The sequence below is a fragment of the Labilithrix luteola genome, assembly GCF_001263205.1.
GTDB classification, from domain to species: domain Bacteria; phylum Myxococcota_A; class Polyangia; order Polyangiales; family Polyangiaceae; genus Labilithrix; species Labilithrix luteola.
In genome coordinates this window covers 8,971,633-8,997,851 of sequence record NZ_CP012333.1, presented here as the reverse complement: position 1 = coordinate 8,997,851, position 26,219 = coordinate 8,971,633, and the positions used below count along the sequence as shown (strand labels likewise).

Sequence of the window (26,219 nt, the reverse complement as noted above, 5' to 3'; positions counted from 1 at the left end):
TTGGCCGGCCAACGGCAAACGGGAGCGTGAACGCGTACAAAATCAGGAACGCCCGGTCACCCAGTGAGACTGAGTGAGCCGGGCGTCCGCGCTTTCAAATTCTAGGGCGCGTTTCAGGCCCGCGTTTCAGGGCCCGCGTCTCTTCAGGAAGCTTCGGCCTTCCGCTTGATGTCCGGCTTCTTCACCGTGGGCATCGTGCGGAAGATGACGTCCCAGAGAGGCGTGGAGACACCGAAGCCGCCGTCATGGTCCATGTGGTGGTGGAGCATGTGGTGACGCTTGATGTACTTGCCGAGGCGCGTGTTCTGTTTGAAGTGGTGAATCGCGTAATGGGTACCGTCGTAGGAGAGGTACCCGGCCGTGAAGCCCGCGAAGATCGGTCCGACGTTGCGCACGCCGAAGCCGAAGTAGAACAGCGTGTAGAAGATGACCGCGAACGGGACGCTCGTGAGCAGCGGCATCACGAGGCGGTCTTTGTCGTTCGGGAAGTCATGATGGACGCCGTGGAGCAGGAAGTGGATCCGGCGACCGCGCGGCGTGTCGTTGGTCCAGTGGAAGACCCAACGGTGAAGGACGTACTCGGTGAACGTCCACATAAGGAGGCCGCCCACGAAGAGCCCCGCCATGCCCGCCGCCGAAAGCTCGTGGCGAGACCACGTGCGATAGAGCACGACGAGCGCGACAGGAATCCAGACTACGAACGGCGTAGCCGGATGGATGCGCGAGAATTTCTCGAGGAACTCATTCTCGAACATCCGGCAGGTCTCCGGACGTTTGGATCGAAGCTCACTCGAGTGCATTGCGTCGTTGACGTTTGCGTTCGCGTTCACGGGCATCACTCCCCAGGAAGGGCCCCCTTAGTAGCACGGGCTTGTTCGCGCCGCACGCGTTAGCCGCAATGCGAAACGGCGCCGTCCTACTCCGGGAAATGCAAGTTCTGGACGCACCGTCCGATGCGCCGCGTGCGGCCGGGGTCGCGGTCTTTTATGACCGCAGATGACGGCAACCCACGAGCAGCACGGGCAGAACCTGCGGCCACGCGCAAGGCGTGCGCGAGCGCCGAAGAGGTTACCCGATTGGCAGCCCATCCAGCAGGTCTGCCTCGTCCGGCGCGCGCACGGATCGGTCCTCGAAACGAGCTCGACAAGAGCCTCACGAACCGCCCGATAAAACAGTGGGATCGTGCGGATGGCAAACTCGACGCTTGACGCGGAAGCAAGAGTTGTAGAGTACAGGGGCTCTCCTATGGCCGACCAGGACCGGTTCGCGCGCGCACTTGTAGCTCTTGCTCGTGGTCTCGGACGTATTGCGCGAGAACGCGCACGTGCAGGCGACGTAACCCCTCAGCAGGCGGAAACGCTCCAGCTCATCGCGGAGCGAGGCGCCCTTTCGACCTCCACTCTTGCCACCCTCCTCGGCATCGACCCCTCGACGGCGAGCCGCAACCTCTCGGGCCTCGAGCGCTCGGGTCTCATTGCTCGCCAGAAGGGCTCCGACGACGGTCGTCAGACCGACGTGCGTCTCACGCCGCGTGGCCGCCGCGCCGCGCAGTCCGTGGGCAACGGCGCGAGCTCTGCGTTCGCGTCGCTCCTCGACAAAGTGCCGCGTGGCGATCGCGCGAAGCTCATCGATGCGCTCGAAGTTCTCGCGCGCGTCGTCGACAACTCGCAGTAGTTCGCGGCGCGCTTCGCGCTGACGCCTCGCGACGTCAACGTCCGACGTCAACCAGTGTTTTTCGCTCGCGCCTCACGTGCCACACGTGGGGCGTGACGTTCTGTGCTGGACGAGCTCGCGGCGATTTACTCGACGAACGACGGACGCTCCGGCAGCGACTGAACGACGAAGCTCTTCCCGACGGTCACTGGACCGCCGGAAAACGCCGGCACACGCGAGCCGAAGAACGCTCGCCGAATGCACTGTGCTGCGGGCGAGTTGGCGTCGAACGATCCGCTGTCGAAGGCAACTCCGCTGACGGAACCATTCGGGTCGTACGTGACGCGCGCGCGCCCTGCTCCCGTCTTGCCGAACGCCGCGCACGCCTGGACGTTGACGTTCGCGAGGGACACCGCAGCGGCCCCACGATCGAACGCAGGACGCTGGGCAAGGTCGGCGTGAGGTCGTCGTTGTCGAGCCGAACGAGCTCCTGCTCCCAGCGTACGTCGACGCGCGCGACCTGCACGCGCGAGGCTGTCAGGGTGAAGGGCACGGTTTGCGTCTGACCAAACGCACGGATCGCGACCTTGCCGCGCACCGCCGCGTTCGCGAGGCTCGAACCTCGCACGACCTCGACGACGAAGGATCCCGCGTCTCCGCTCGTGAGTGCGAGCGTCTCGTGGTCACTAGACTGTCCACCTTCGACGCGTGCCCCCTTCATGCGCGTGACGACGCTGGCGCGACGCCCCGACGGATCGATCAGGGCCACGTCGAGATCGGCGCCTCCTTCCCAAGTCGCCACCACGACGACGTCGCCGTTCGTCGATTCGGCCTTCGCAGCATCGGTCTTCGCGAGCGCCGAGGATACGGCGGTGCGTTGGAGGTCCTTCAAGCCCGCGAGCCATCGATCGGCCGAAGTCCCCCTGCCCTGCGCGCGTTCGCACGAAACCGCGCGAGCGACGGCGTCGTTGTCCGAGGGGCGAAGCTCGGCCGCGGTCACCTTGAAGGCGCAGCCATCGGGTCGGCCGAGGCGGTCGTAGCCGCGCGCGACCGTCGAAGCGAGCACGAACGCTTCGTCGCGTGACAGCGAGCTCGCGGCAAGTGCGCCGCCGAGAATGCGCAGCGCTCCGTCGCGGTCGCCACGCCGTGCCGCCAAGTCCGCCCGCCCCACGATGACGTCGACGTCCAGCGGATCGCGCGACGACCACTTCTCGAGCACCTCGCCGAGCTCGTCGAGCTGGCCGCCGAGCGCGAGCATCTTCGTGAGCTCCTTGTGCTTGGAGCGTTCGTCGGGCGCGGCGGCGACCGCCGCTCGTGCCTGGGCGATCTTGTCCGCTGAAACCGGCGAGGTCGCATCGGCCACGATCGTCGCGTGACGCACCCACACCCGCTTCATGAACTCCCCGCCCGGCCGCGGAGGCGGACGCCGCTCGGCGAAGTCGCCGAACTTGGCCGTCGGCGGAGGCACCATCGTCGGGGCAGGCGCCGGCATCGTCGAGGCCAGTGGATCACCCTTGAAGTCTCCGCGCGCGCTTCGACTGTCTTCGGCCGCAGGCTTCGAGGGGCGGCCGCCACCGCCGGCGCCGCGCCCCAAAAGGCCGAGACCGCCGCCTTCGCTCTCCTTGTCCTTCTTCGCCTCCGAACCGAACGCGTCGTCGTCGAAGGGATTGAGATCGAGTCTGGCGTGACCGCTCCCGAAGCCCGTTCCGGTGCCCGGCCCCGCGGCGACGCCCTGCGATTCGACTTCCCCCGTCCAAGCCGCCGCGTGCTCGCTGCGCTCGATGCCGAACGCCTTGAACATGGCTTCGCTCTCGAGAACGAGAAGCGACGTGTAGCGTGATGGCACGGCGAATCGACGCGACAGCGCGACGAGCTCGGTGCGCGACGAATCCTGCGCGCTCCGATCGCGATCGGCGATGCGAGCGGCCGCGTAGAGCCTAGGCACGAACGCGTTGCCCACGTCGGTCTTCGCGCTCACGTCGATCGGATACTTCGCCTCGAAGGAATCTCCGCCCACCTTGCCGCGAAGCACGATGTCGCCCTTGGCGAACTCGCCCGAAAGACGCGCCGTCACGATCGTCTCGCCGCCGGCACGCATCGGCGCAAGCGCCTGCGGCGCGACCTCGTGGAGCCCCTCGGGGAGCACGAGCTCGACGTCGCGAAGCGTCGTTCCGTACGTGGCATTGAGCACCTCGAGCGCCGTGGACTCGAGCCGCTGGCCAGGCTGATAGGGCACGACTACGCCGCCACCACCGCGCGCAAGCTCACCGAGGAGCGCGACGTCGGCATCGGCCCCGAGAGGCACTGCCACAACCTCCGCTCCCGACGAGGCGCAGGCATCCGCCGTTTCGGCGGCGACGCGAGCGCCCTCGCGATAGCCCGCGGTGGCCACGCCGTCGCTCACCACCGTGATGCGCAGGTTGCGCGCCGAATCGTGGCCGGCCACGCTGGAGGCCGAGCGCACGGCAGAGACGAGATCGCTCGCTCCATCGGGGGTGAGGCCGGCGAGGAACGCATCCACGTCGTGGGCGCCCGTGGCCCCCGGCGCGACGAATCCGCCCGGCAATGCGCGACACGTCACGTCGCATGCGAGAACCGTGACGCGATCGCGGCGGTCCATCTCCTGCGTCATCTGTACGGCAAGCCGCTTGGCGCGCGCGAAACGCTCGCCATACATGGCGCGGCCCGTATCGACGACGATGACCTGATCGCGCGACTTGGGATCGGTCCACTTCGGGAGCTTGGGCCGGAGCGCGATCGCCACGAAGGCGTCGGTGCCGATCGGATCGTTTGCCTTGCCGTTCGACGGCTGGCTCCCCGCGTCGGGCGCGCGGTACGCCCAGGCCGTCGCGTCCGAGGCTCGATCGTCGAGCGCGTACTCGATCGCGAGATCGCCGGAAGGCGTGAACGACGATATCGCCGACGAGAGACGCTCGGCGGCACCATCGGTCTTGTGCTCGAGCTCGTAACCTCGCACGCGGACGCCGGACTTGGCGTCGTGACCGAGAACCTGTGCGTCGACCGAGAACTCGTCGATCGCGAGCTTGCTCGAGCTCCCTTGCGGCAGTGGGTAGACGTAGCGGCGCACGCCGCTCACCGGCGCCACCGTTTCCGTGTAGGCGATGACCACGCGACGCGATCCCTTCTTCGGGATCGGAAAGATCTTCAGCTCGAAGCGTCCACCGCGGGCCCATTCGAGCAACGCCGGATCGTGCCAGGGTCCGGGCACCCACACGATCTCCTCCTTCGGCTTGGGCGCCTTGGGGGCGGCGTTCTGGATCGCTCCGCGCCAGATGGCGGCCGCCTTCTGCCTGTCGACGAACTCGCCATCGACGAGCTTGCCGTCGACCTCCAGGGCGAGCCTCTCGATCTGCGCGCCCGGAGGCAGCGGGAAGCGATAGATGCCCTCGAGCTCGTCGCTCGTGTCGTTGGTGAACGTCTCGTCGATCTCGGTGCGCGCGACGTTGCCCGCGATGCGCACTTTGACGGCGTGCTTGGCGAGGCGAACGGCATGATCCTTCTCGTCGGTCTTGCCCGGCCGCCGTGCACGAAGCTCGCCGAGCCCGCTGGCGGGAGCTTCGGCATCTTCGTTGTGCAGCGCGACAAGCTGCTCGCCGAAGGCCGCGCGCGAGGCCATGTCGTTGGCGGGCGCGACGTCGAGTCGGCCGTCGCTCGAGAGGACGCCTTCCTGTCCGGCGTAGACCTTCTGGGGCTTGCCGCCGGAGGCCGCGACCTCCACTTCGCCACGCAGCACTTCGACGTTCGTGCGACCGGACGCAGCCGTGACCGAGAGCTTGGTCCCGAGGATGCGAACCTCGCCCGTGGGTGACGTGATGCGTGCGACCGGCGAATTCGCCTCCTTTCCCTCCCCGACGTGTGCCACGTCGGCGAGCAGCGCGCCTTCTTCGAGCGCGAGCGTTCGCGGCGCACCATCGACCGTGACGGTGGTCGCTCGATCGAGGATGACCACGGTGCCGTCGTCGAAGTCGAGTCGCGCGCGCGTGCGGCCGTCGGTGGCGATTTTTGCACCGGCGCGGAGCTCGGCGCCTTCGGCAAGATCGACCTTGCCGGCAGGACCGATCGCGCTCACGCCCGTTCCCTGATGGTCCGCTCCGCTCCGCGCGATCTTGGCGATTTTCCCGTGCCACGTGCGGGTCCCGACGGCCGCGGTCTCGTGGCGATCCGCGAGCTTCAAACCCGCGACCACGCTCACGCCGATGCTCGCGCACGCCGCAAGGAGCAACCAAAGGGACTTCTTGCTGCGAGGCCTGCCCGAAGGCGCGCTCGTCATGCCTTCACGTACCCTCGTCTCGCTGATCCGCTCGGGCCGGCGCGCGGACGAGGGTGAGGACGAGGACGCAGCCGCGTCGGCAATGGCAGCAAGGCGATCGCCGAGAGCCTCGTCGACCTCGGCGTCGTCGCCCGCGCGCGCCATGCGCTGGGCGAGCTCTTCGAGATCGTGACGCGCGTCGCGGCAGTCGTCGCATCCCGCCACATGCTCGCGAAGCGAGGTGGTGAGAACGCCGTCGAGATGGGCCCCGAGAGCTTCGTGCCGGCGCGGACATCCAGCAGCGCTCATCGCCCTTCCTCCTTCTCGAGCAGTCGCGCGAGTCCGCGCGTCAGACGGTCACGCGCCGCGCCCTCGTCGATGCTGCATACCGACGCGATCTGATCGGTGCGAAGCCCTCCGACGAGGCGAAGCACGACGGCATCCCGTTCGGTCGGCCGGAGCGCCTCGAGGGCTGCTCGCGCGAGCGCCGGCCCGCCGTCGGCTCTTCGCGCCGGAGCATGGGAAAGCATCGGCGCACTCGACAGCTTCGTCGCGCATGCCGCCCGCAAGAAGCGCATCGCTACGACGAGATCGTCGTCGGACGCGGACCACGTCGCGGCGCCCAACTCACGCGCGACCTGCTCGAGAACCCGCGAAACCTCCGTTTCGCTCCCGAGCCACGCCATGGCGACACGCGCCAACGTGCATGCGTGCGCACGAATCGCAGGCGCACCGCGCTGCAACGTCGCCTCGCTCGGCGAATCCGCCTCCCCATTCAACGCGACACCCCCGGCGTAGGTTGCCATGACAGCCGGGTTCGACGCCCGAGGGCGTGAAAAGTTCTTTGAACGCGTTCGCTGCCCGCAAACGCGTGACCTGCCGAGCTTACGGCGGCAGCGTCGATGTGCCGCCTCGTGGCGGACACTCACCCAGTGTGCGACACCGCGATCGAAATCGAACGGCGCGCGAGTCGGGCGTCACTTCTTCGAGGGGTCGAAGGGCAGTCTCGTCTGCTCCATCGACCCCGGAACCTTCTCTGCGGCTTCTTCCTTGTCGAGCAGTGCTTGCTCACGCGCCAGGTCCGCCTCCACCAGCTCCTGGTTGTCGTAAGCAAACGACAGGGCGCCCAGCACACGCGCCGGCCCAAGCGACGGATACCGCTTCACGAGCGTCTCCACCGTCACGCCACGGCGATGCCAGGCCCACAGCCTCCTCACCGGAACCCGCGATCCCCGGACCACGGGACTCCCCGCCAACAGATCGTCTCGCACTTCGACGTGCGGGTGGTGAACGCGGACCGGCGGAAGTTCGCTCATCGCGCCCTGTGACCTACCGCCATTCGGCGGCGAGGTCCATGTCACGCGAGCTCATGCGCGGCGAATGCCGTGGATGCCATGAGTACAAGAGCGCGGACAAGTGAGCTCTATCTCAGGATGCCTGAAAATAGACGTCCGAAATGATCCCCCTCGCCCGCGCTCGTTCGCTCACGCAATCACTTTCGCATGCGCGTTCAGCCATGCGTGATCAGACCGGCTTGGCCCCCTCGCTCGACACGTCGTTGGACGAGGGAGTGGCCACCGTCGGCTTGCGAGGTCCACGACCACGGCGCACGTGGGGAGCAACGCCTCCCTTGCGGCCGGCGTCGCGCGCCTCTTCGCTCGTGAACTGGTGCGCGGTGCCCGCAGCGTGCGCGGCCTTGCCGCCCTTGCTGGCGATTTCGCTCACCTTGTTGCGGTCCATCGCCGCGAAGCCACGGGGGCGGCGGGGACGGGGCTGCTCGGCAGGCTTGGTTTCCTCCGAGGTGTTGACCGTGTTGTTGCTGCTCGGATCGAGGACGGAATTCATGACGATCTCTCCTGGGTGAAAGCGCGCGTTCGCCCTCCCCCGAGAAACCTCACTTGCGTGAAGTCTCTCCGGCCCGAACGGGACCGCTACTAGCATGAGTTGGTCCCGTCCGACTCGAGGATGAGACGCACGAGCCATTCAAATTGTTCCGATGCGTGAGGCGTTGATCGCGTCGCTTGTGGTTGTTCGCTCACGTGCTCGAAAGCTGTCGACCTAGAGTCGACACGAGCCCCATGCGACGACATGAAGTGTCGCGCAGCAGGCTCTTCGTGAAGCTTCGTGAAGGCACCGGTGCGAGACACGCCAGTCATGTCGCCAGGCGTCGCTTTTTATGTGCCGAAATCGTGAAATCCGACCGTCGGCGACACATTTCTCACGACGCTTCGCGCCACGCCCACGATACTTCGTTGGCGCGGCCCACTCACGACTCGCGACCGCGTCGCCCGAGCCGTGTTTTGGACGACGCGATGCGAGACGAAAAGCGAGACGAAAAGCGAGACGAAAGAGAGAACGGCGCGAGCCTTCGTGATCGGTAGGTCAAAGCGCTTTCGGGTTCGCCGAACGAGCGCACACGAGGCAACTAATTCAGGTAGCGCCGTGACAGGTGCTGGACCGCTTCCGCGGTTCCTCGCTCGATCTGAGCTTGGATCTCCGTTGGAGCGGCCGTCTCGTCGACGAGGATCCCCAACTGATCGTCGGCGACGAAGAACCCGCCGACGTTCGCGTTGCTGTCCTTTTCGATCGTCACCCCCTGCACCGCCAACTCGTGCACGTGACCACCGATGAGCACGCGAACGAAGCCGAGCAACCGACCCGCGACCTGCGTGCTGAGTGCGTTGTTTTGGGCTCCGTTTTGCATACGAGCAAGCTAAGCACGCGCCTGAGCGAGGCAAGGGGCGACAACCCCATGCTGGCGCACACCTCCACGAAATCAGACTGGGCGAGCGCGGCCTTCACGGCTTCGCACCAGAAAGAGGAGGTGTATCCTCGGCTCCCCTTACGGAACGGCCCGGCCTGGAGCCGCCGGTCGCCTCCCGCACGACACGCAGCACGACGCAGCAAGACGGGCGGGACGAGAACAGAGAGGAACGGACGATGCAAATTGCAATCGTGGGCCTGGGCAAGATGGGCGGGAACATGGTGAAGCGCCTGCTCGGCGGCGGTCACCAGGTGGTCGCGTACGATCGTGATCCGGCCGCGGTAGAACGCGCCGCGAGCGCGGGTGCCGTCGGTGCGGTCTCTCTCGCGGATACCGTCACCAAGCTCTCGGCGACGCCAGGGCCGAGGACCGTGTGGGTGATGGTTCCGTCGGGCAAGGCGACCGACGACAGCATTGCTGAGCTCTTCGACCTGTTGAAGGCGAAGGACATCGTCATCGACGGCGGAAACTCGAACTACAAAGATTCCATCCGCCACTCCGAGGAGCTCGCCAAGAAGGAGATTCGCTTCCTCGACGCCGGCACGTCGGGCGGCATCTGGGGGCTCGAGGTGGGCTACTGCCTCATGCTCGGCGGCGACAAGAGCGCGTTCGATCACGTGCTCCCTGCCCTCACGACGCTCGCGCCGAAAGACGGCCTCGGATACTTCGGCAAGGCCGGCGCGGGCCACTACGCGAAGATGGTCCACAACGGGATCGAGTACGCGATGATGCAGTCGTACGCCGAAGGCTTCGAGCTGCTCAAAGCGACGGACTACGACTACGACCTCGCCAAGCTTGCGGACGTGTGGAACCGCGGCAGCGTCGTTCGAAGCTGGTTGCTCGAGCTCGCGGGTCGCGCCTTCAAGAACGACCCCGGCCTGACGCACCTCAAGGGCTACGTCGAAGACTCCGGCGAAGGTCGCTGGACCGTCAACGAAGGCGTCGCGCGCGCCGTCCCCGTGCCCACCATCGCCGCCGCGCTTTTTGCTCGCTTCACCTCGCGTCAGGAGAACTCCTTCGCGATGCGCGTCATCGCAGCTCTTCGCAACGAGTTCGGCGGTCACGCCGTCAAGAAGGCTTGAGGAGGCACCTTTGACTCAGAACCCGCTCCGTCGTGGGCTCATCGAAGACCGCACGGGACAAGCCTGCGCCGTCGTCATTTTCGGCGCCTCCGGCGACCTCACGCGCCGCAAGCTAATGCCTGCACTCTACAACCTTGCCGTGAGCCGCTCGCTGCCGGGCGGTTTCGCGGTGGTGGGCGTCGCGCGCCGGCCCAAGTCGAACGACCAATTCCGCGCCGACATGAAGGAGGGCGTGGCGGCCTTTTCGCGGCGCAAGCCCATCGACCCCGGCGTCTGGGCCGACTTCGAACGCGGCGTGAGCTATGTGGCGGGAACGTTCGAGGCCCCGCAGACGTACATCGATCTGCGCGCACAGCTCGAGCAGCTCGACAAAGAGCGCGGCACTCGCAAAAACCGCCTCTACTACCTGGCGGTGCCGCCGAGCGAGTTCGGCGTCATCATGCGCAACCTCAAGGAGGCCGGCCTCGTGTCGCCTGTTGCCACGGAGCCGTCATCACCGTGGACCCGCGTCATCATCGAGAAGCCCTTCGGTCATGACCTCGATTCCGCGCGCGAGCTGAACGACACCGTCGCGCAGACCTTCGACGAGTCCCAGGTCTTCCGCATCGACCACTACCTAGGCAAGGAGACGGTGCAGAACCTGCTCGTCTTCCGCTTCGCGAACAGCTTGTTCGAACCGCTCTGGAACCGCGAGCACGTCGACAACGTTCAAATCACGGTGGCCGAAGAGATCGGCGTCGAAGGTCGCGGGAAGTTCTACGAACAAACGGGTGTGACGCGCGACATCGTCGAGAACCACCTGATGCAGCTCCTCTGTCTGACGGCGATGGAGCCGCCCATCTCGCTCGGCGCCGACGCGGTGCGCGACGAGAAGGTCAAGGTGCTCCGCTCGCTTCGTCCGATGGAGCCCTCGATGGTGCGCGACAACGTCGTGCGCGGGCAGTACGCACGAGGCTACATCCGCGGCGAGGAAGTGGTCGGCTATCGCGAAGAGCCCGACGTCGCGAAGGACTCGTGTGTCGACACCTACGTGGCGATGCGCGTGTTCGTCGACAACTGGCGCTGGGCCGGCGTTCCTTTCTACGTCCGTGCAGGCAAGCGGCTCGCCCGAAGGGTCACCGAGATCGCCATCCAGTTCCAGAAGGTGCCGCACGGCCTCTTCCGCGTTCCCGATGGCGGCATTTCGCCGAACGTCCTCGCCATGCGCATCCAGCCCGACGAGGGCATCGCCCTGCGCTTCACGACGAAGGAGCCGGGGCAGCAGACCATCCTTCGCGACGTGGCCATGGACTTCCGCTACGGCTCCGCCTTCGGATCGAACACGCCAGAGGCGTACGAACGGCTCCTCCTCGATGCGATGCGCGGCGAGGCCACGCTCTTCACGCGTCGTGACGAGGTGGAAGAGCAGTGGTCCTTCATGGACCACGTGTTCGAAGCCTGGCAAGCCGAGGCGAACATTCCTCCGCCGCTCTACGCGGCCGGCAGCTGGGGACCGGAGCAGGCCGACGATTTGCTCGCACGCGACGGGCGACGATGGAGGAAGCCGTGACGGCCCAACCGAGCAGCGCTGGTGCGGACAAGGCGGGGAATCTCATTGCCCGCATCGACCAGCAGCTCCGCGATCTGTGGAAGACGCCGGAGGATCCCGGCGCCACGCCCCTGTCGCGCGTCTGCACCATGAACCTCGAGATCGTCGCCGAATCGCGCGACCTGCTCGAGCGCTACACGCCCGTGGTCGACGAGGTCACCGCCAGTATTCCGGCGCGTGCCATCCTTGCCTCGATCGAGCCGAACGCCGATCAAGACACCTTCCAAGGCGAAGCAACGGCCGTGTGCTCGCTCGAAGGCGACCGGAAGATTTGCTCGGAGCGCGTCATCCTCGCGGCAAGTGGTCGGTCGGCCGCGCGTGCCGCGAGCGCCATCGAGGCGCTGCTCGTTCCCGAGATCCCGACCGCCCTCGTGTGGCTCGGCAAGATCCACGTCGACGACCCCATCTTCGAAGACCTCGCCGGCACCGCACAGCGGCTTATCGTCGACAGCGAATACACGTCGCTCTCGTCGCTTCTGCACCTCGCGAGTTGGGCGCGGCAAAAGGAGACGGAGCGGCCCTACGTTGCCGATCTGGCGTGGACGCGCCTGGCCCCTTGGCAGGAGCTCCTCGCTCGCTTCTTCGACGACGGCACCACCACCAAGCTCGCAGACAAGGTGACGCGCATCTCGCTCGCGCAGGCCTGCAATCCCGGTGCGCGCGTAGGTTCGGAGACGGCACTTCTGCTCGGCTGGGTGGCCACCCGCCTCGGCTGGAAGACGTCGCGCCTCGGCGGCTTGCTTCGTTTCAAGCGTCCCGACGGCGGCACGGTGGAGCTCGAGCTGAGCCCCGTCCCTTGCCCTGAAGGCGTGGCCCCGCAAACGCTGGCCGCCCTCACGATCGAGGCCGAGGACGAAGGCACCCGAACCGTCGGTCGGATTCGGCGCAAGCTCGCGAGCGGCCTTCGCGACGTCGCCGGCGTCACGACCGACGCGGACATGGTCCTCTGGCAGCAAGAGACGAGCGGCGCTCCGCCGATCGAGCAGCACGTCCGCCTCGGTCCCAACAAGGCAGCCAAGTGGCTCGAGCGAACGCTCCACCGCAGACCGCACGATCCGGCGTTCGACGAGTCCGTCGTGCTCGCCGAGCAGATCGTCGAAGACAGCCTCACCATCGGAGGGCGCTAGACGTGACTACCAAGGTCGTTCCTGGGCTTCTCATCGCAACGCCCGAGCCCGCGCAGGTCGCGCGCGAAGCCGCGAACCGGATGGCGAAGGCCATGCGCGAAGCCATCCGCGATCGCGGCGAGGTGCACATCGCCATTTCGGGCGGGTCGTCCCCCAACCCCGCCTACGAATTGTTGGCCAAAGAGCCGTTCGATTGGAACAAGGTCCACGTCTACTGGGTCGACGAGCGCGCCGTCCCTCCCGATCACGAGCGCAGCAATTACCGCTCCGCCAAGGCCGCATTCCTCGATCGCGCCCCCATTCCGGCGGCGAACGTGCACCGTATGAAGGGCGAAGCGACCGACCTCGATGCGGCAGCGGCCGAGTACGAGTCGTTCCTCCGCGAAGGCGTCCGGCAGAAGATCGGCGGTCTGCCGGCACTCGACCTCGTGGTGCTCGGCATCGGCGACGACGGACACACGGCCTCGCTCTTTCCCGGCGAACCGACCGTGCATGTGACCGACAAGCTCGCCTGCGCGGTTCCAGCCAAGGGCGACCGTGAGGCCCGCCTCACGATCACCGGCCCCGTGCTCGAGAACGCACGTGCGAGCGTGGTGATCGTCATTGGCAAGGCCAAGCACCCCGCGCTCGAGCGCGTCTGGCTCACGAACGGGACCCTCGACGAGACCCCGGCACGCATCATTCGCGGCTTCCGCGGCGCGATCACCTGGGTCATCGACAAAGCCGCCGGAGGCATGGGCTGAGAGCCATTTGCAGTAGCCGTCCGCGATCCGGCGGAGGCGGGAGACATCCGCCTCATCGGTCTCTATTAGTCGCTCGCGCCCGGCGGAAAGGTCGCGCGCGAAATCCGCCGCGACACGATCGAAAAGCAATTCCTCCAGGGCCTGTCGCTCGTCGACGTCTGCGCCCGGCGCGCCGGCATTCGCGACAAGAAGGAGATCCACGATCGCGCGCTTGCAATCGACTGCGAGACGGCCACCGAGAAGAGCTTTGCAGCCTTCGAGGAAGCCTTTTGGCGTGCCGTAGCCCGCGCTGGAGGCAACCGGATCTTCGAGATGGAAGTCGCGTGGTGGTACGGCGCTCTCGCCGATGCCCGGCCCACCATCGAGGCCACCTCCTCGGTCGCAGAGCGCATCGCGTTCTACCGAGAGCTCGCCCGTCGCATCGCCTGTGGCGATCACCCAACGCAGTACTACCTCGCCGTCGTGTCACCGCAGCTCGAAGCGCTCTTCGGCTAGCGGGATCACTCGTTGGAGGCCACATGAATTGGTCGGACTTCGTCACGCGTCGCGCATCGTCGATCGGAATCGCCGTTCTCGCCGGCGGCGCTGCAGCATGCTCCGGTATGACGAGCCCCGGCTCGACCTTGGCGGGCGAGGTCCCGGAGAGCTCACCGACGATGTCTTCGCCGAGCGAGTACGGCGCACGCCCCATCTCGGCCGAGTCAGGCGCCGACTACTTTCTCCGCACCGCGGGGGCGATCCCTACGCAGCCGGGCTCGCCTACCCGATCTTCCTCGCGTTGATGGAGGCCTATCCCGAAGAGCTCGGGAGAGATTGGAACGAGCTCGCCGACAAGTTCGGGCTCATTCGCGATCCTGCGGCGAAGGGCGACCCCCACGCACCTCCCATCGGCTTTCACGTCACGACCGATCCCAATACCGGTGTTCCGTGGGTCGTCGGCAATTGCCAGTTCTGTCACGCCGATCGCCTGCATCTCGAGACGGGCGACGTCGTGGTCGCCGGGCTCGGCAGCAAGCGCGTTCGGGCCCATGCCTACGCGAACGCGCTCGCGCGCATCGGCACCGATTCCCAGTTGAACGCGAGACGAATCACGGAGCTCGCAACGGCTCGCGCAAGCGCCTGGGGCATCGCCTGGCCAAAGGAAATGCGGCGTCCCATCGTGGACGCAACGCTCGCCGCCTTCACCAAGGGTGCTGCGCGACGCGCTCCGTCGCTGAGGCTACACGCGCGTCCACGCGACCGGCGGCTACGTCCCGCCGGTGCTCCTCGACGTCTGGGCGCGAGGCCTGTTCGGCCATGCCGGTCAGTGGCCGAGCCTCGAAGTCCTCGCAACGCCGCCCGCCGAGCGTCCCCGCGCGTTCGTCGTCGATCCCGACGGCCTCTACGATCTCGATCGCGTCGGCGTGCGGTACGAAGCGGTGACGCTCGTCGAAGGCGCGCCCTATCACGTCGTGCAGGGCAGACTTGCCCTTCGGCCATTGCAGCGCGGCGAATACCTCTACGACGGACAAAAGCCGGGCTATCGGCCCGACGGCCACGCATTCCTCGCGGACTTGCCGCCCGCGGATCGGACCGCCGTGATCGAGTATTTGAAGACGCTCTCGTCGTCGTGAGCGGCCTCACGCATCCCAGGCGAGGTGGTGGCTGTAAACCCAGTCGAAGGGTTGGCCGCCGCTCTTCTCCATCCGCGCGAGCATGATCCTGAGCGCAACGTCACGAATCACGCGGCCGACCAAGCCCGGTGTTTTGCCGTCGCCGTTCTTCTTGCCCTGCGCGACGACGCGTTCGACGCGCTCGCGGCGCATTCCTTCGTAGCGGGAGAATGCCGAATCGATGGTCGGCTCGTCGCGCAAGCACATGGCGAGCACCACCGCGTCTTCGATAGCCATCGACGCGCCCTGCCCTGACGACGGCGAGGTGGCGTGGGCGGCGTCGCCGATGATGATGCGCCGGTCATCGTGCCATTTCGGGACCATCGGCATGTCGTAGGTCCCCCACCCGACCATGATCGACGCGGTGGCGCGGATGACGTCGACGGCGCGCGCATCGTCGCCGGCAAACGCCGTGAGAAGCTCGGCGCGCCAGGCCTCGCCCGATTTGGCGGCGAGCTCGTCCCTCGATAGCTCCCTGGCGCATCCGAGATTGGCGAACCACCACACCTCACCGTTCGGATTCTTCACGTAGCCGAAGAAGCTTCGTTTGCCGAAGACCATCTGCATGGTGCCGGGCTCGCCCGGGACCTCGACGCCGCGCACGTAGCCGCCCGTGTTGAGAAGCCCGACGTAGCGAGGCCTCGGGGCGCGCGGATCGATGAGCGCTCGGACTCGGGAATGCAGGCCATCGGCGCCGATCAAGAAGTCACCCTTGGCCGTGCTTCCATCTTCGAATCGAGCCATGACGCGCCCCGAAGGCAGGCGCTCGGTGTCGACGAGGCGCTTTCCGTACGCGATGGTCACGCCTCGACGGATCGCCTCGTCACGAAGTGACGTGTAGAGGTCGGCGCGCTTGATCGTGCGGCAGGCCGCACCGCTCGGCAGGCGTGGACCGCTCGCGAATTCGGCGAGGCGCTCGCCGCTCCCGAGCGAGAACGCCATGCGCGGCGTCTCGAAGCCACCGAGCTGCGCGGCGTCGATCCCGACCGCCTCGAGGGCGTCGAGCCCGTTGACCGCGAGGGTGAGGAAGGCCCCGACCCCTTCGGCGCCCGCGTCGTACGACTCGAAGAGGAGCGGCTCGATCCCCGCCTTTTTCAGGGCGATAGCGGCGACAGCGCCGGCGATCCCGCCGCCGATGACGAGGGCATTTCCACCGAGATGGGTACCATTCAGCGCGTTAGACATAATATGTCTATACATTCTATAACTAACAGATCAAGGTCCGGCCGATCGGATTCGCCCTCGCCCATCGTGGGCCGCGAAATCCAAGGTCCGCGCAAGTGGTCGCCGCAGTAGGATGCGCGCCGTGGCGGACAAGCCTGCTCAGCGTTCCCCTCTGGCGATGGTCGTGCTCGCGCTCCTCATGGAAGCGCCGATGCATGCCTACCGAATGCACGAGCTCATCAAGACGCGCGGTCAGGACCGCGTCGTCAACGTGGCCGCGCGAAACAGCGTGTACCAAACCATCACGCGGCTCCTGCGGGACGGTCACATTCGCGTGCAGGAGACCGAGCGCGACGAAGGACGCCCCGAGCGGGTCGTCTACCAGATCACCGACAGTGGCTCGAAGGTGCTGAGTGACTGGCTGAAGTCGATGCTCTCGACGCCCGTCCGGGAGTATCCGCTCTTTCCGGCGGCCCTCGCCTTCATCGTGGTGCTGACGCCGCGCGAGGCGATCAAGCATCTCGAAGCCAGGGTCGAAGCGCTGCGTGCCGACCTCCAGACCTCCGAAGAGATCATGAGCGGCACGCTAGCCGAGGGCGTCCCGCGTCTCTTCCTGATCGAGGAGGAATACAGCCGGACGATGATGCGCGCGGAGGTGAAGTGGGTCGAAGGTCTCCTCGAAGAGATCCGCGACAAGAAGCTCACCTGGTCGCACGATTGGAAGAAGCTCTTCGCGGGCGCGACGGAGCTGCCGGCGGGCGCGACTGCGACTGCGACGCCGCCGGCGCGCCGTCCCCGCAAAGCGCGCTGACGTCAGCCGACGATCCCGAGCTGGCGCATCATGCCGAGCTCGTCGGTGAGCCGGTGGTGGGCGACGATGCGGCCCTCACGAAAACGCTCGAAGTTCATCTGCGCCACCTCGAAGCGTCGATGCGTGGGCGCAAGACCGAAGAGCGAGCCCTCGTGCGTGCCGGTCACCCATAGACGCACGGCCGCCGCGTCGTCGGTGACGATCAAATCGTCGATGCGATAGCGGAGATCCGGAATTCCCTCGCGCATCGCGCGCACGATGGGCACGAGCCCCTTCGGGCCGGCAGGCGGATTCGGAGTGCTCGGCGAGTGGTTCACGTAGTCGGGGTGAGCAGCTCGTCGAGCACGTCGAGCTTGCCCTGGTTCCAGACCTCTTCGAAGTAGCGTTCGATGATTCGGCGGTTGCTTTCACGCATGAACACGTTGTGCCGTGCGCATCGCGAGACGTCCAAGATTGGTTTCGTCTAGGATTGATATACTGTTCGTATCAATCTTCGGGAGCACCCATGGAGCTTCGCCACCTTCGCTACTTCGTTGCCGTCGCCGAGGAGCTGCACTTCGGCCGCGCGGCCAAGAGGCTCCGCATCTCCCAGCCGCCGCTCAGCGCGCAGATCCGTGACCTCGAAGACGAGGTCGGCGCCCGTCTCTTCGAGCGAGGCACGCGCAACGTCGATCTCACGGCCGCCGGGCGCGCCTTCTTCGGACGCGCCAAAGATCTCCTAGCGCGCGCCGAAGCCGCGAAGAGCGAAGCCAACGACATCGGACGCGGAGAGCTCGGCGCCATCTCCATCGGCTACACGACGACGGCCATGTACGAACTGCTGCCGCGCGTACTGACGGCCTTTCGCGCCGAGCGAACGCGCATCGGCATCACCCTCGCGGAGATGCCGAGCCGTGCCCTCGCAGGCGCGCTCGACGAAGGTCGCATCGACGTGGGCTTCGCCTGCCTGCCGACGGAGCTCGGCCATCACGTCGCGCGCGTCGTCGACGAAGACCGCATGGTCATCGCCCTCCCCGAGCGGCATCCGCTCGCACGACGCGCGAAGCTTCGCCTACGTGATCTGGAGACCCTCGAGATGGTCGGCGTGCGGCCCACCATCGAGCCCGGCTGGGCCAAGGCGTGCGAGGTGGCCCTGGCGAACGCCGGCGTCTTCCCGAAGATTCTCCAGGAAGCGGACACGAAGCTCGCGCTCCTCGGGCTCGTCGCAGCGGGCCTGGGAGCGGCGGTGGTGTCTTCGTCGCTCGCCACGCTCGCGCGAACGGGCGTCGTCTTTCGGCCGATCCAGGGCGACAAGACACGCCTGGCGCTCGGCATGCTTTCGCGGAAGACGAACGGGCCGCTCGTGAAGCAGTTCATGCGCGTGGTCGAGAGCGTGCGCGCCTGAACCGCCGCCCTTGAAGCAGCGCCGATGTGGCCACCGACGCGATGGGCTCGTGGCCTGCTGTCCCGCCCGGTCACTTCTCCCAGGCGTTCGTGTCGAACGGCGTGGTCGCGAGGCTCACGGTCACGGTCGCCTTCTGGTCGGTGTGCAGGCCGACACCGGATTCGTTCCAGGCGATGGCAAGGCCGTTGCCGGACCCGAGCGCGAGCCAACGCCCCTCCGGAAGAATGTGCGCGAGAACATGCGCGTATTGTTCGTCGAACTGGAATTCGGCGTTGCCTACTTCGCAGGCAAGCGCAGGCGAGCCGAGCGCGAGGGAGCCGAGGCGCATCACAGAGCGGCAGCGCAGTCGCCAAGGCTTGGGAGCGAGGTCCGTGTATCGCCGCAATGGCGGACACACGGCGTCGTCCGGTTGGAGCGTCACCTCGATCCCATCGTCATGCTGTCGCCACGTGCCCGCGTATCCTTGTCGCTCTCGATAGCGGATCGAGTTGTGTACCCTCCGCCCGTCGAGATTCGAGTCGACACGTTGACCACGGCAAGCGGTGGCCGTCTGATCGACGTTCAGCATCAGAGCGAACGACGATTTGGCGCTCGTGCTCTCGACGTTCGTTCCCTCGCGCGTGACCCCCACCGAGATCGTAACGGTGTTCGCGTAACGCCCCGGCGCGACGGTCATGGGCACGGCGACGCCCTCTCCCGCGTCGAACGCTCGAACGGAAGAAGAAGCTGCGCCCGAGGGCCGAGCATCGCTCCGGGCGCGGGGTGGAGGCCCATTTCCGCTAGGCTGCGGCGTGCTGCAGCCGGCCAAGATTTGCGCAAAAAGAAGGCCGCCGACGCATACGCGAACGCCTCTTTTCACGAGCTTCATCGCCGCGTCCATTTCGCCATCGAACTCGCTCTCGCAGACGAGGAGCGTAGGACGTCGAAAGCTCATTCTCCAAGCTTGCAGTCGGGAGCACGCGCCGGATGTTTCTTCAGGAAGCTTTCGAGTCGCCCCCCCGTACGAAGAGAGGGACAGAGCATGCATGCAATGAGGGGCGTCGAGATCGCGTCTGTCATGCGCCGCTGGGGCTGGCTCGCGCTGCTCTCGCTCACCCTCGCGCTCGGCAGTTGCCGACAGGGGACCGTCGCCCTGCCCTCGCGCGCAATCCAGATCGTCGCCGCCGAGCCCGCGCCAGCCGCTGTGTCAATTGCCGAGCCGCCCATCTATGACGCTCGTCCGATGCTCGGTGCCCCCGCTCCACCGGCGATGACGTTCGACGAGGCGTGGGCGTGGCTGAGCGCGGAGCTGCCGAAGGACACCGCGAGCCTCCGCCCGAGTCGCGACGACGGACGCCTCGAGCGGCTCCTCGCGTGGGCGCCGCCGGGCGGGACGACGACCGTGTTCGATCGGGCATGCCGCCCGCTGAAGGTCGCGCGGAACGAGGGCTCGCTGGACGGCGACGTTCACGTGAAAACCGTCGTGCACGACAGGACCAAGACCGTTTCGGGCGACACGATTGAGCTTGGCCGGGACATCACGCTCGTCTGCGGCTTCGATTTCACGTACGAGCGCGACGCCTCCGGCAAGTGGGTCAAGACCGTCGTGAGCGCGACCGGCTGCGCGACCACCATCGGGCATTCTCTATCCGAGGTGACCGACGCCGAGGCGTGGTACGGCAGCGCACCGGCCCGCATCGAGGTGAAGTGCTCGAGCCGGCTCGAGACGCGGCAGCGCTGCCTCGACGGAACCGAGCGCACCTGTTCGAAATGCACGCGAGTCGCGATCGAACTCGATGGCCCCGGGCACTTGCGGATTCCGGGTGGCTGCGCCGTCTTGGGGCCTGGGCGCCGCCCCGAGCCCGCGGACTGCGCCGTCGCTTGCCCCGACGACCTCGGCGCAAAGATCGCGACCGTGAACGCCGCGCTGAGCGGAGCCACCTTCGAGGAATTCAGGCTCGAGTCGCACCCCACGCTGTTTCGCACCCGTTCCGCGTGCCTCGCGTACCGGCGGCTGCATGCCATCCCGCGCGACCAGTTGGAGACCTGGTAGGGGCCACGATCGAAGCTGACGCCCGCGGCTCCGAGGGCCGGAAATGAACAATCCCCGCAGGGCGCGGTGAGAACCGGCCGCTGCGGGGACGTTCTGGCGAGCTCAGAGAGCTCTCAGAGCCACTTCTGGATGCGGTCGGTCACGGCGTCGACCGTGAGGCCGAACTTCTGCGCGAGGACCTTGTCCGGCGCGCTGGCGCCGAAGTGGTCGATGCCGATCGACAGACCGTCATCGCCGACCCACTGCGCCCAGGGGCCGGTGACGCCCGATTCGATCGAGACGCGGCGCACGCCCTTCGGGAGAACCGAGCTGCGGTAGGCCTCGTCCTGCGTGGCGAAGATCTCGAGGCACGGCGCACTGACGACGCGGACCTTCTTGCCCGCCTTCTCGAGACGCTCCTTCGCACCGACTGCGAGCTGAACCTCGCTGCCGGTGGCGATGATGACGAGATCCGGCGTGCCGCCCGCCGCTTCCTGCGCGACGTACGCGCCCTTGAGCACGTTTTGCGGGTCGAAGTTCGCGTCGCGCTTGATGGCCGGCACCTTTTGGCGCGAGAGCGCGAAGACCGTGGGGCCCTTGTGACGACCGAGGGCGATCGTCCACGCCGCCGCGCACTCGACCGCGTCGGCCGGACGAACGAACGCGAGGTTCGGGATGACACGCAGCGCCCAGTAGTGTTCGACCGGCTGGTGCGTCGGACCGTCTTCGCCGAGGAAGACCGAGTCGTGCGTGAAGATCCAGAGCGCCTGCAGCTGGCAGAGCGCCGAGAGGCGGATGCTGCCGCGCATGTAGTCGCTGAACACGAGGAACGTGGCACCGTACGGGATGATGCCGCCGTCGAGCGCGAGCGCGTTGCAGATGGCGCCCATGCCGTGTTCGCGAATGCCGAAGTGCAGGTTGCGGCCTTCGAAGGCCTTCGTGTTGACGCTGCCGCTCTTCTTGATGAGCGTCTTGGTCGAAGGCGCGAGGTCGGCCGAACCGCCGATGAGCGAGGGCACCTTCTCGGCGACGACCTGCTGGAGGACGTTCGAGAGGCCGCGCGTCGCGTCGTCCTTCTCGGGCACCGCCGCGAGCAACTGAGAATAGATGTCGGCAGGAACCTGCTTCGCTTCGAAGCGATCGAGCTCCGCCGAGAGCTCCGGCTTCGACTTGCGCCAGGCCGCGAGCTTCTCTTCCCAGGCCTTCTTGTCCGCCTGGTTGTCCGCCGCGCGCTCCTTGAAGAGCGTGTAGACCTCTTCGGGAACGTAGAAGGTCTTCGCCGGATCCCAGCCGAGGTTCTTCTTGGTGGCGACGACCTCGTCCTTGCCGAGCGGCGAGCCGTGCGACTCCGCCGTGTCGTGCGCGTTCGGCGCGCCGTTGGCGATGTGCGTGCGGGCGACGATGAACGACGGGCGATCCTTCTCGGCCACCGCGCGGTCGAGGGCGTTCTTGATCTGCGTGTGATCGTGGCCGTCGATGCGCTGGACGAACCAGCCGTACGCCTCGTAACGCTTGCCGACGTCTTCGCTGAACGCGAGGTCGGTCTCACCCTCGATCGTGATCTTGTTGTCGTCGTAGACGACGATCAGGTTCGAGAGGCCGAGGTGGCCGGCGAGGCTCGAGGCCTCTCCGCTCACGCCTTCCATCACGTCGCCGTCAGAGCAGAGCGTGAAGACGCGGATCGGGTCGAACGGCTCACCGAAGCGAGCGGCCTTCAGCTTGGCCGCGAGCGCGAAGCCCGCCGCGTTGCCAACGCCCTGACCGAGCGGGCCCGTCGTGGTCTCGACACCGACGGTGTGACCGTGCTCGGGGTGACCCGGCGTCTTGCTCCCCCACTGGCGGAACTGCTCGAGGTCGCTGAGGGCCAGGTCGTAGCCGGCGAGATGCAGCATCGAGTAGATGAGCATCGAGGCGTGACCTGCCGACAGCACGAAGCGATCGCGACCGATCCAGGTCGGATCCTTGGGGTCGTAGCGGAGGTAGCGCGTGAAGATCTCGAACGAGATGTTCGCGAGCCCCATCGGCGTACCGGGGTGACCACTGTTGGCTTTCTCGACGCCGTCGATCGACAGCGTCTTGATGGTGTTGACGGCAAGCTCGATCTGCTTCGGTGCGTATTCGCGCGCCATGGGCTCCTCTTTAAGTGGCGCCCTACTACCACGGCGAACGCGGGCGACAAGACGCGGACGTCAGCGAGTCCGAATTGTTGCTGCTGCAATTCTGGCGGCGTGCGCCGCTGCGCCGCGAAGCCCCGCGAGCGGCTCGAGGACCACGCAGATGGGAATTTTCTCGAGCAGCGGGCGCATCCGGCCCTTGTCGACGAACGCTTCGACGAAGCGACTCGCGGAAGCTCCGCCGCGGCGACGAGCCGGCAAACCATGCGCGAGAACGCCAGCGAGATGCACGGAGACGCCCCCGCACACGTACACGCCGGCGGTTGCCAGGCTCTTCAGTGCCAAGTTCCCCGCCTCGGCGCCGTAGACGCTCGCCCACATCTCGACCGCACGCATGGCGGCTTCACTGGTGCCGTTCACGGCAAGCTCGACCACGGCAGCGTTCGGATCAGGAGCCTGCCCGACGAACGACGCGGCGCGCTTGCTCTCGCGCACCCGCTGCTCGCGCACGAAGAATTCGTAGATCACCGAGATGGTGGACCCCGACGCGACGCGCTCATAGCTCACGTGACCAAACTCGGCGGCGAGCAGATCGAACAGCTCCTGTTCGATCGGCGTGCGGGGTGCGAAGTCGACGTGCGAGCCCTCGCTTGGACACGGCACGTGCGTCTGGCCGTCCCAGATGAAGGCGGCTTCGCCGAGGCCCGTCCCCGCGGCGATGGCAGCGAGGTTTCCGCCGTGCCGCTTCGGAAATCCCTTGTGGAGCGAGGTGAGCTTGCGCGGAGGAAGCGACAGCGCACCGAGCCCGACGGCAACGAGATCGTTGAGAAGCGTGACGTTGCGCAGGTCGAGATCGCGCGAAACGGCGTGCGCGTCGATACGCCACGGAAGGTTCGTGGTCTTCACCCGCTGATCGACGATGGGGCCGGCGATCCCGATGCTCGTGGCGCGAATGCGACGCGGCTGGGGCGCGTTGGCGAGGAACGTGCCGAGCGCGGCTTCGAACGACGCGAACGAGCGGCTCGGCAGCACCTCCTGGTGGAGGGCGTGCTTGCCCTCCAGGTCGAAGAACGCGAAACGCGCGTTCGTCCCGCCCACGTCGCCGGCGATGACGACCTCGGCATCGAGCTTGGACCGCAGCGGGACTTTCGAGCGGCTCGGGCGACCGGTGATCTTTCGAAACGTCACGGACCCTCCCAGGCGTGCATCGCGAGCCCTTCGATCGGACTCGCGACCGCTGCTCACCCAACGACGCGTGAAACGAACCGAGCGGATCTCAGAGCTTCGAGATGAGCTGATCGCCCATCTGCGGCTGATCGATCTTGCCGAACCAGATGCTCCAAACGCCTTTCATGAAGTCCTGTCCGGGGACGGTGACCTGACCGCCGTCCTGCACCCAGATCGACACGGTCTTCGGGCCGGCGTTGTACGTGATGACGATCGCCGAGTTTTCCTTCACTTCTTCCTTGTTGAACGCGCTGACGAAGGCGTTGATCTTCGCCTGGTCGTTGTAGCCGTTCATCGCGAAGGCCTCCTTGAGGGCCTTGCGGATCTTCTCGCTGTCGACATCACGCAGCATGCGCCACGTGAACTTCTTGTCGACGTCGGCGTCGATGACGGCCTGCTTCGACTTCTGAGCGGGGCGCTCCTTCATGTCGTGACGGATCGCATAGACCTTCGCCGTGAAGGGCCCGACGGACTTCGTGCGGACCGCGTCGCCGGTGTGGATGTACGCGCCATCGGCGAAGGCGCTCGTGACGAGCGCGAACATGAACGCAAAGACGGTGAGGAAGAACGCAGGACGGAGCCGGAAGTTCATGGGGATACCTCGATGGAGAGGGTCATGCACACAATGCACCACATGCCAGCGGAAGGCTCGGAGCCGGAAGCGCATCCACAAATGCCGAGAAATTGGGCCGTTTGCCGCGCGTCGGAGCGCATTGGGAGGTAGGACGTCGACCTGCCTGGTTTGCTTCACATGGATCGCACGAAGCCCAGGCAAGGTCCGTGCGACACGCTGCGCCTACCGGCTGTTCACGCGCTCGCGGAGATCTTTCACCGCGGTGTTGTGGTCGTCCAGCGTCTCGCTGAACGCATGGCGGCGGCCCTCACGCGCCACGAAATAGAGATACTTGGTGGTCGACGGCGCAAGCACAGCCTGGAGGGACTTCACGCCGGGATTCGCGATCGGTCCAGGGGGCAGGCCCTCGTGGACGTACGTGCTGTACGTGTTGAGCGGATCGACGTTCACCGCGTGGGTAATTTTGCCCGCGTAGCCCGCGCAGCCCGGGACGCGATCGCGCAGGACCAAGCAGCCGTAGCCCGCGGTCGGATCACATTGCAGGACGCGACGCTTGAAGTTCGGGTCGCGCAAGCGGTTCAAGAAGACGCTGGCGATGATGGGCCGTTCGTCGTCGACCGCCGCTTCCTTCTCGACCATCGAGGCGAGCGTGAGCAGCTGGTGGCGGCTCCAGCCGAGCGAGCTTTCGAGCGACGCAAGTCCGAGGCGATGGTTCTGCTCGAGCGCGGTGAAGCGCTTTTCGAATTCGCCCTTCATGCGGCGGACGACTTCGCGCGGATCGCTGTCGTGCGGAAGCTCGTAGGTTGCTGGAAAGAGATAGCCCTCGGCGCTGTCGGCTTCGATTCCGAGCTCGTGGAGGAGCGCGGGGTTGGCGCTGGCCTCGAGAAACGCGCCGGACGAGGCGACGTGAAGGCTCTGCAGGCGCTTGGCGATGTCGAAGCGCGTGAAGCCTTCGGGGATCGTAACCTTGGCCTTCGAGGCGAGCCCACGGCGCTCGACGCGCTCGACCAGATCGCGCGGGCTCGCGTCGTCCGAAAGAAGGTGCGGACCGGGCTCGGCCTTGAGGCCCACGAGACGCGCATAAAGGCCGAAGAGGCGGGGGCCGCGGACGAGACCTGCAGCCTCGAGCTTCCCGATGATCGAGGAGGTCGACTCGTCGCGCTCGAACGTGATTTCGACCTCGCGCCCGCCGCCCGTGCCTCCGCCGCTCGGGTAGACCATGAGCACGTAGGTCGCCAGCGCCGCGACGATCGCGCCGACGACGAGGCCCACGACCGAGAGAACCTTGCGGAACGTGCTCGGTGCCGCGTCTTGCTTCACACGCCGGCGGCGCCGGCGCCGTTCCCCCTTGTCGGGGTCGCCACTCGACGAGGGCCTTCCCTCGCCTGCCGTGCGGGCCCGATCGCTCGGTCGAGCACCACCTCGCGAGCGCGACTTCGGCTTCGGCTCGCTCGGCTCGCCGCTCACCGTTTCCTCCGCGCTTTTCGGGCGGCGCGGGCATCGAGCCAGGCTTGGAGAATGGCGACGGCCGCCGCCTCGTCGATGCGGGCGCGGGCGTCGGCTCCTTTGACACCGCTCGCCGTCAGGGCGCGCTGCGCCTCGACCGTCGTGAGGCGCTCATCGAAGAGCTCGACGTCGAGGTTCGTGGCGTCGGCGATGTCCTGCGCCAGATCGCGAACCCGGCGCGCGGCTTCACCCTCGGTGCCACGCATGTCGAGCGGGAGGCCCACGATGATCCGCCCCACCTCCTCTGCTGCGCAGAGTTCACGCAGGGCCTCGAGCAGCTTCGGTCGAGGTTTCGCCTGGAGCGCGCCGCGGGGATGCGCGTACACACCAAGGTCGTCCGAGATGGCGACGCCGACGCGCACGGCCCCCGGATCGAGCGCGCAAACGCGCATAGGCTTCTTGGGAGCCCGCTCAGGATCGTCCGGACGCGATGAGGACCCTTGCCCCACGGGTTACCGTAGATAGCCGAGCCGGGGCACGTTCTGCAAACGCCAATGAAAGAAGAGACCTGCGGCCGAGAACCTCTGCTTGACCCCGCATGCCAGGCAA

25 protein-coding genes are annotated in these 26,219 nt (G+C 66.7%); 11 read left to right on the top strand and 14 right to left on the bottom strand.

Annotation, left to right across the window (positions count from 1 at the left end; all coding sequences use genetic code 11):
* Window positions 1-143 precede the first annotated feature (143 nt).
* Window positions 144-830, bottom strand: coding sequence for a sterol desaturase family protein (locus AKJ09_RS39035; RefSeq protein WP_240488765.1), 687 nt, complete (start codon window positions 828-830; stop codon window positions 144-146).
* A gap of 415 nt (window positions 831-1,245) precedes the next feature.
* Between AKJ09_RS39035 and AKJ09_RS39030 the strand changes: the two genes are divergently transcribed.
* Window positions 1,246-1,674 carry a MarR family winged helix-turn-helix transcriptional regulator gene (locus AKJ09_RS39030; RefSeq protein WP_169928218.1) on the top strand — a complete coding sequence of 143 codons (429 nt, stop codon included), beginning with the start codon at window positions 1,246-1,248 and terminating at the stop codon, window positions 1,672-1,674.
* Between the two features lie 184 nt (window positions 1,675-1,858).
* Here AKJ09_RS39030 and AKJ09_RS39025 read toward each other — a convergent pair whose 3' ends face one another.
* The 5 genes from AKJ09_RS39025 to AKJ09_RS39005 all read right to left on the bottom strand — a co-directional run bounded on the left by AKJ09_RS39025 (window position 1,859) and on the right by AKJ09_RS39005 (window position 8,627).
* Window positions 1,859-6,232: a VIT domain-containing protein gene (locus AKJ09_RS39025; protein ID WP_146652918.1), complete on the bottom strand. Its 4,374-nt coding sequence runs from the start codon at window positions 6,230-6,232 to the stop codon at window positions 1,859-1,861.
* A complete protein-coding gene (locus tag AKJ09_RS39020) occupies window positions 6,229-6,729 on the bottom strand; it encodes a sigma factor-like helix-turn-helix DNA-binding protein (protein ID WP_146652917.1) in 501 nt (166 codons plus the stop codon). The genes AKJ09_RS39025 and AKJ09_RS39020 overlap by 4 nt, the downstream gene beginning before the upstream one ends.
* Before the next feature lie 171 nt (window positions 6,730-6,900).
* On the bottom strand, window positions 6,901-7,239 hold the full coding sequence (locus AKJ09_RS39015) for a DUF433 domain-containing protein (RefSeq protein ID WP_146652916.1): 339 nt from the start codon (window positions 7,237-7,239) through the stop codon (window positions 6,901-6,903).
* 208 nt (window positions 7,240-7,447) lie between these two features.
* Window positions 7,448-7,663: a KGG domain-containing protein gene (locus tag AKJ09_RS39010; RefSeq protein ID WP_169928743.1), complete on the bottom strand. Its 216-nt coding sequence runs from the start codon at window positions 7,661-7,663 to the stop codon at window positions 7,448-7,450.
* Between the two features lie 685 nt (window positions 7,664-8,348).
* Window positions 8,349-8,627 (bottom strand): hypothetical protein, encoded by a 279-nt coding sequence (locus tag AKJ09_RS39005; protein ID WP_146652914.1) that lies wholly within the window; start codon window positions 8,625-8,627, stop codon window positions 8,349-8,351.
* Here AKJ09_RS39005 and gnd point away from each other — a divergent pair.
* From gnd to AKJ09_RS38970, 7 genes are all read left to right on the top strand, one after another.
* The gene (gene gnd / locus AKJ09_RS39000) at window positions 8,600-9,769 is read left to right on the top strand and encodes a phosphogluconate dehydrogenase (NAD(+)-dependent, decarboxylating) (RefSeq protein ID WP_420814266.1); all 1,170 of its coding nucleotides are present in this window, start codon (window positions 8,600-8,602) and stop codon (window positions 9,767-9,769) included. The two genes, AKJ09_RS39005 and gnd, sit on opposite strands and share 28 nt — an antisense overlap.
* Window positions 9,770-9,779: 10 nt before the next feature.
* Window positions 9,780-11,318 carry a glucose-6-phosphate dehydrogenase gene (gene zwf, locus AKJ09_RS38995; RefSeq protein ID WP_146652912.1) on the top strand — a complete coding sequence of 513 codons (1,539 nt, stop codon included), beginning with the start codon at window positions 9,780-9,782 and terminating at the stop codon, window positions 11,316-11,318.
* The gene (locus AKJ09_RS38990; protein ID WP_169928217.1) at window positions 11,315-12,484 is read left to right on the top strand and encodes a glucose-6-phosphate dehydrogenase assembly protein OpcA; all 1,170 of its coding nucleotides are present in this window, start codon (window positions 11,315-11,317) and stop codon (window positions 12,482-12,484) included. The genes zwf and AKJ09_RS38990 overlap by 4 nt, the downstream gene beginning before the upstream one ends.
* A 2-nt stretch (window positions 12,485-12,486) precedes the next feature.
* On the top strand, window positions 12,487-13,227 hold the full coding sequence (gene pgl / locus AKJ09_RS38985; protein ID WP_146652910.1) for a 6-phosphogluconolactonase: 741 nt from the start codon (window positions 12,487-12,489) through the stop codon (window positions 13,225-13,227).
* A 312-nt stretch (window positions 13,228-13,539) separates the two neighbouring features.
* Complete coding sequence (locus tag AKJ09_RS38980) at window positions 13,540-13,722, top strand: hypothetical protein (protein WP_146652909.1); 183 nt, start codon at window positions 13,540-13,542, stop codon at window positions 13,720-13,722.
* Between the two features lie 23 nt (window positions 13,723-13,745).
* Entirely contained in the window at window positions 13,746-14,009 is a 264-nt protein-coding gene (locus tag AKJ09_RS38975; protein WP_146652908.1) for a hypothetical protein, read from the top strand.
* 477 nt (window positions 14,010-14,486) lie between these two features.
* On the top strand, window positions 14,487-14,840 hold the full coding sequence (locus AKJ09_RS38970; RefSeq protein ID WP_146652907.1) for a hypothetical protein: 354 nt from the start codon (window positions 14,487-14,489) through the stop codon (window positions 14,838-14,840).
* 6 nt (window positions 14,841-14,846) lie between these two features.
* Here AKJ09_RS38970 and AKJ09_RS38965 read toward each other — a convergent pair whose 3' ends face one another.
* The gene (locus AKJ09_RS38965; RefSeq protein WP_146652906.1) at window positions 14,847-16,064 is read right to left on the bottom strand and encodes an FAD-dependent oxidoreductase; all 1,218 of its coding nucleotides are present in this window, start codon (window positions 16,062-16,064) and stop codon (window positions 14,847-14,849) included.
* A gap of 121 nt (window positions 16,065-16,185) precedes the next feature.
* On the opposite strand from AKJ09_RS38965, the gene AKJ09_RS38960 reads away from it, so the two are divergent.
* Window positions 16,186-16,854 (top strand): PadR family transcriptional regulator, encoded by a 669-nt coding sequence (locus tag AKJ09_RS38960; RefSeq protein ID WP_205633923.1) that lies wholly within the window; start codon window positions 16,186-16,188, stop codon window positions 16,852-16,854.
* Window positions 16,855-16,856: 2 nt separating this feature from the next.
* On the opposite strand, the gene AKJ09_RS38955 is transcribed toward AKJ09_RS38960, so the two are convergent.
* Window positions 16,857-17,222 carry an ester cyclase gene (locus AKJ09_RS38955; protein ID WP_146652904.1) on the bottom strand — a complete coding sequence of 122 codons (366 nt, stop codon included), beginning with the start codon at window positions 17,220-17,222 and terminating at the stop codon, window positions 16,857-16,859.
* 137 nt (window positions 17,223-17,359) lie between these two features.
* On the opposite strand from AKJ09_RS38955, the gene AKJ09_RS38950 reads away from it, so the two are divergent.
* Window positions 17,360-18,238, top strand: coding sequence for a LysR substrate-binding domain-containing protein (locus AKJ09_RS38950; RefSeq protein ID WP_146652903.1), 879 nt, complete (start codon window positions 17,360-17,362; stop codon window positions 18,236-18,238).
* 70 nt (window positions 18,239-18,308) lie between these two features.
* On the opposite strand, the gene AKJ09_RS38945 is transcribed toward AKJ09_RS38950, so the two are convergent.
* Window positions 18,309-19,172 carry a hypothetical protein gene (locus tag AKJ09_RS38945; RefSeq protein ID WP_146652902.1) on the bottom strand — a complete coding sequence of 288 codons (864 nt, stop codon included), beginning with the start codon at window positions 19,170-19,172 and terminating at the stop codon, window positions 18,309-18,311.
* 96 nt (window positions 19,173-19,268) lie between these two features.
* Between AKJ09_RS38945 and AKJ09_RS38940 the strand changes: the two genes are divergently transcribed.
* Complete coding sequence (locus AKJ09_RS38940; RefSeq protein ID WP_205633922.1) at window positions 19,269-20,270, top strand: hypothetical protein; 1,002 nt, start codon at window positions 19,269-19,271, stop codon at window positions 20,268-20,270.
* Window positions 20,271-20,383: 113 nt separating this feature from the next.
* Here the strand turns inward: AKJ09_RS38940 and tkt are convergent, their stop codons facing one another.
* From tkt to ruvX, 5 genes are all read right to left on the bottom strand, one after another.
* Complete coding sequence (gene tkt, locus AKJ09_RS38935) at window positions 20,384-22,378, bottom strand: transketolase (RefSeq protein WP_146652900.1); 1,995 nt, start codon at window positions 22,376-22,378, stop codon at window positions 20,384-20,386.
* A gap of 60 nt (window positions 22,379-22,438) precedes the next feature.
* Window positions 22,439-23,551 carry a glucokinase gene (locus tag AKJ09_RS38930; protein ID WP_169928216.1) on the bottom strand — a complete coding sequence of 371 codons (1,113 nt, stop codon included), beginning with the start codon at window positions 23,549-23,551 and terminating at the stop codon, window positions 22,439-22,441.
* 88 nt (window positions 23,552-23,639) lie between these two features.
* Window positions 23,640-24,182 (bottom strand): chalcone isomerase family protein, encoded by a 543-nt coding sequence (locus AKJ09_RS38925; RefSeq protein ID WP_169928215.1) that lies wholly within the window; start codon window positions 24,180-24,182, stop codon window positions 23,640-23,642.
* 204 nt (window positions 24,183-24,386) lie between these two features.
* Entirely contained in the window at window positions 24,387-25,631 is a 1,245-nt protein-coding gene (gene mltG, locus AKJ09_RS38920; protein WP_146652897.1) for an endolytic transglycosylase MltG, read from the bottom strand.
* A complete protein-coding gene (ruvX, locus tag AKJ09_RS38915; protein ID WP_240488763.1) occupies window positions 25,628-26,119 on the bottom strand; it encodes a Holliday junction resolvase RuvX in 492 nt (163 codons plus the stop codon). The genes mltG and ruvX overlap by 4 nt, the downstream gene beginning before the upstream one ends.
* Window positions 26,120-26,219: the final 100 nt, after the last annotated feature.

Excerpts from the sequence above, each read along its gene's own strand:
- AKJ09_RS39025 (WP_146652918.1), bottom strand. The coding sequence starts at position 6,232 with ATGAGCGCTGCTGGATGTCCGCGCCGGCACGAAGCTCTCGGGGCCCAT.
- AKJ09_RS38940 (WP_205633922.1), top strand. The coding sequence starts at position 19,269 with ATGAGGGGCGTCGAGATCGCGTCTGTCATGCGCCGCTGGGGCTGGCTC.
- AKJ09_RS38925 (WP_169928215.1), bottom strand. The coding sequence starts at position 24,182 with ATGAACTTCCGGCTCCGTCCTGCGTTCTTCCTCACCGTCTTTGCGTTC.
- AKJ09_RS38950 (WP_146652903.1), top strand. The coding sequence starts at position 17,360 with ATGGAGCTTCGCCACCTTCGCTACTTCGTTGCCGTCGCCGAGGAGCTG.
- AKJ09_RS39010 (WP_169928743.1), bottom strand. The coding sequence starts at position 7,663 with ATGGACCGCAACAAGGTGAGCGAAATCGCCAGCAAGGGCGGCAAGGCC.
- AKJ09_RS39030 (WP_169928218.1), top strand. The coding sequence starts at position 1,246 with ATGGCCGACCAGGACCGGTTCGCGCGCGCACTTGTAGCTCTTGCTCGT.
- AKJ09_RS39020 (WP_146652917.1), bottom strand. The coding sequence starts at position 6,729 with ATGGCAACCTACGCCGGGGGTGTCGCGTTGAATGGGGAGGCGGATTCG.
- tkt (WP_146652900.1), bottom strand. The coding sequence starts at position 22,378 with ATGGCGCGCGAATACGCACCGAAGCAGATCGAGCTTGCCGTCAACACC.
- AKJ09_RS38945 (WP_146652902.1), bottom strand. The coding sequence starts at position 19,172 with ATGAGCTTTCGACGTCCTACGCTCCTCGTCTGCGAGAGCGAGTTCGAT.
- AKJ09_RS39005 (WP_146652914.1), bottom strand. The coding sequence starts at position 8,627 with ATGCAAAACGGAGCCCAAAACAACGCACTCAGCACGCAGGTCGCGGGT.
- AKJ09_RS38975 (WP_146652908.1), top strand. The coding sequence starts at position 13,746 with ATGAATTGGTCGGACTTCGTCACGCGTCGCGCATCGTCGATCGGAATC.
- AKJ09_RS39015 (WP_146652916.1), bottom strand. The coding sequence starts at position 7,239 with ATGAGCGAACTTCCGCCGGTCCGCGTTCACCACCCGCACGTCGAAGTG.
- AKJ09_RS38980 (WP_146652909.1), top strand. The coding sequence starts at position 13,540 with ATGGAAGTCGCGTGGTGGTACGGCGCTCTCGCCGATGCCCGGCCCACC.
- AKJ09_RS38965 (WP_146652906.1), bottom strand. The coding sequence starts at position 16,064 with ATGTCTAACGCGCTGAATGGTACCCATCTCGGTGGAAATGCCCTCGTC.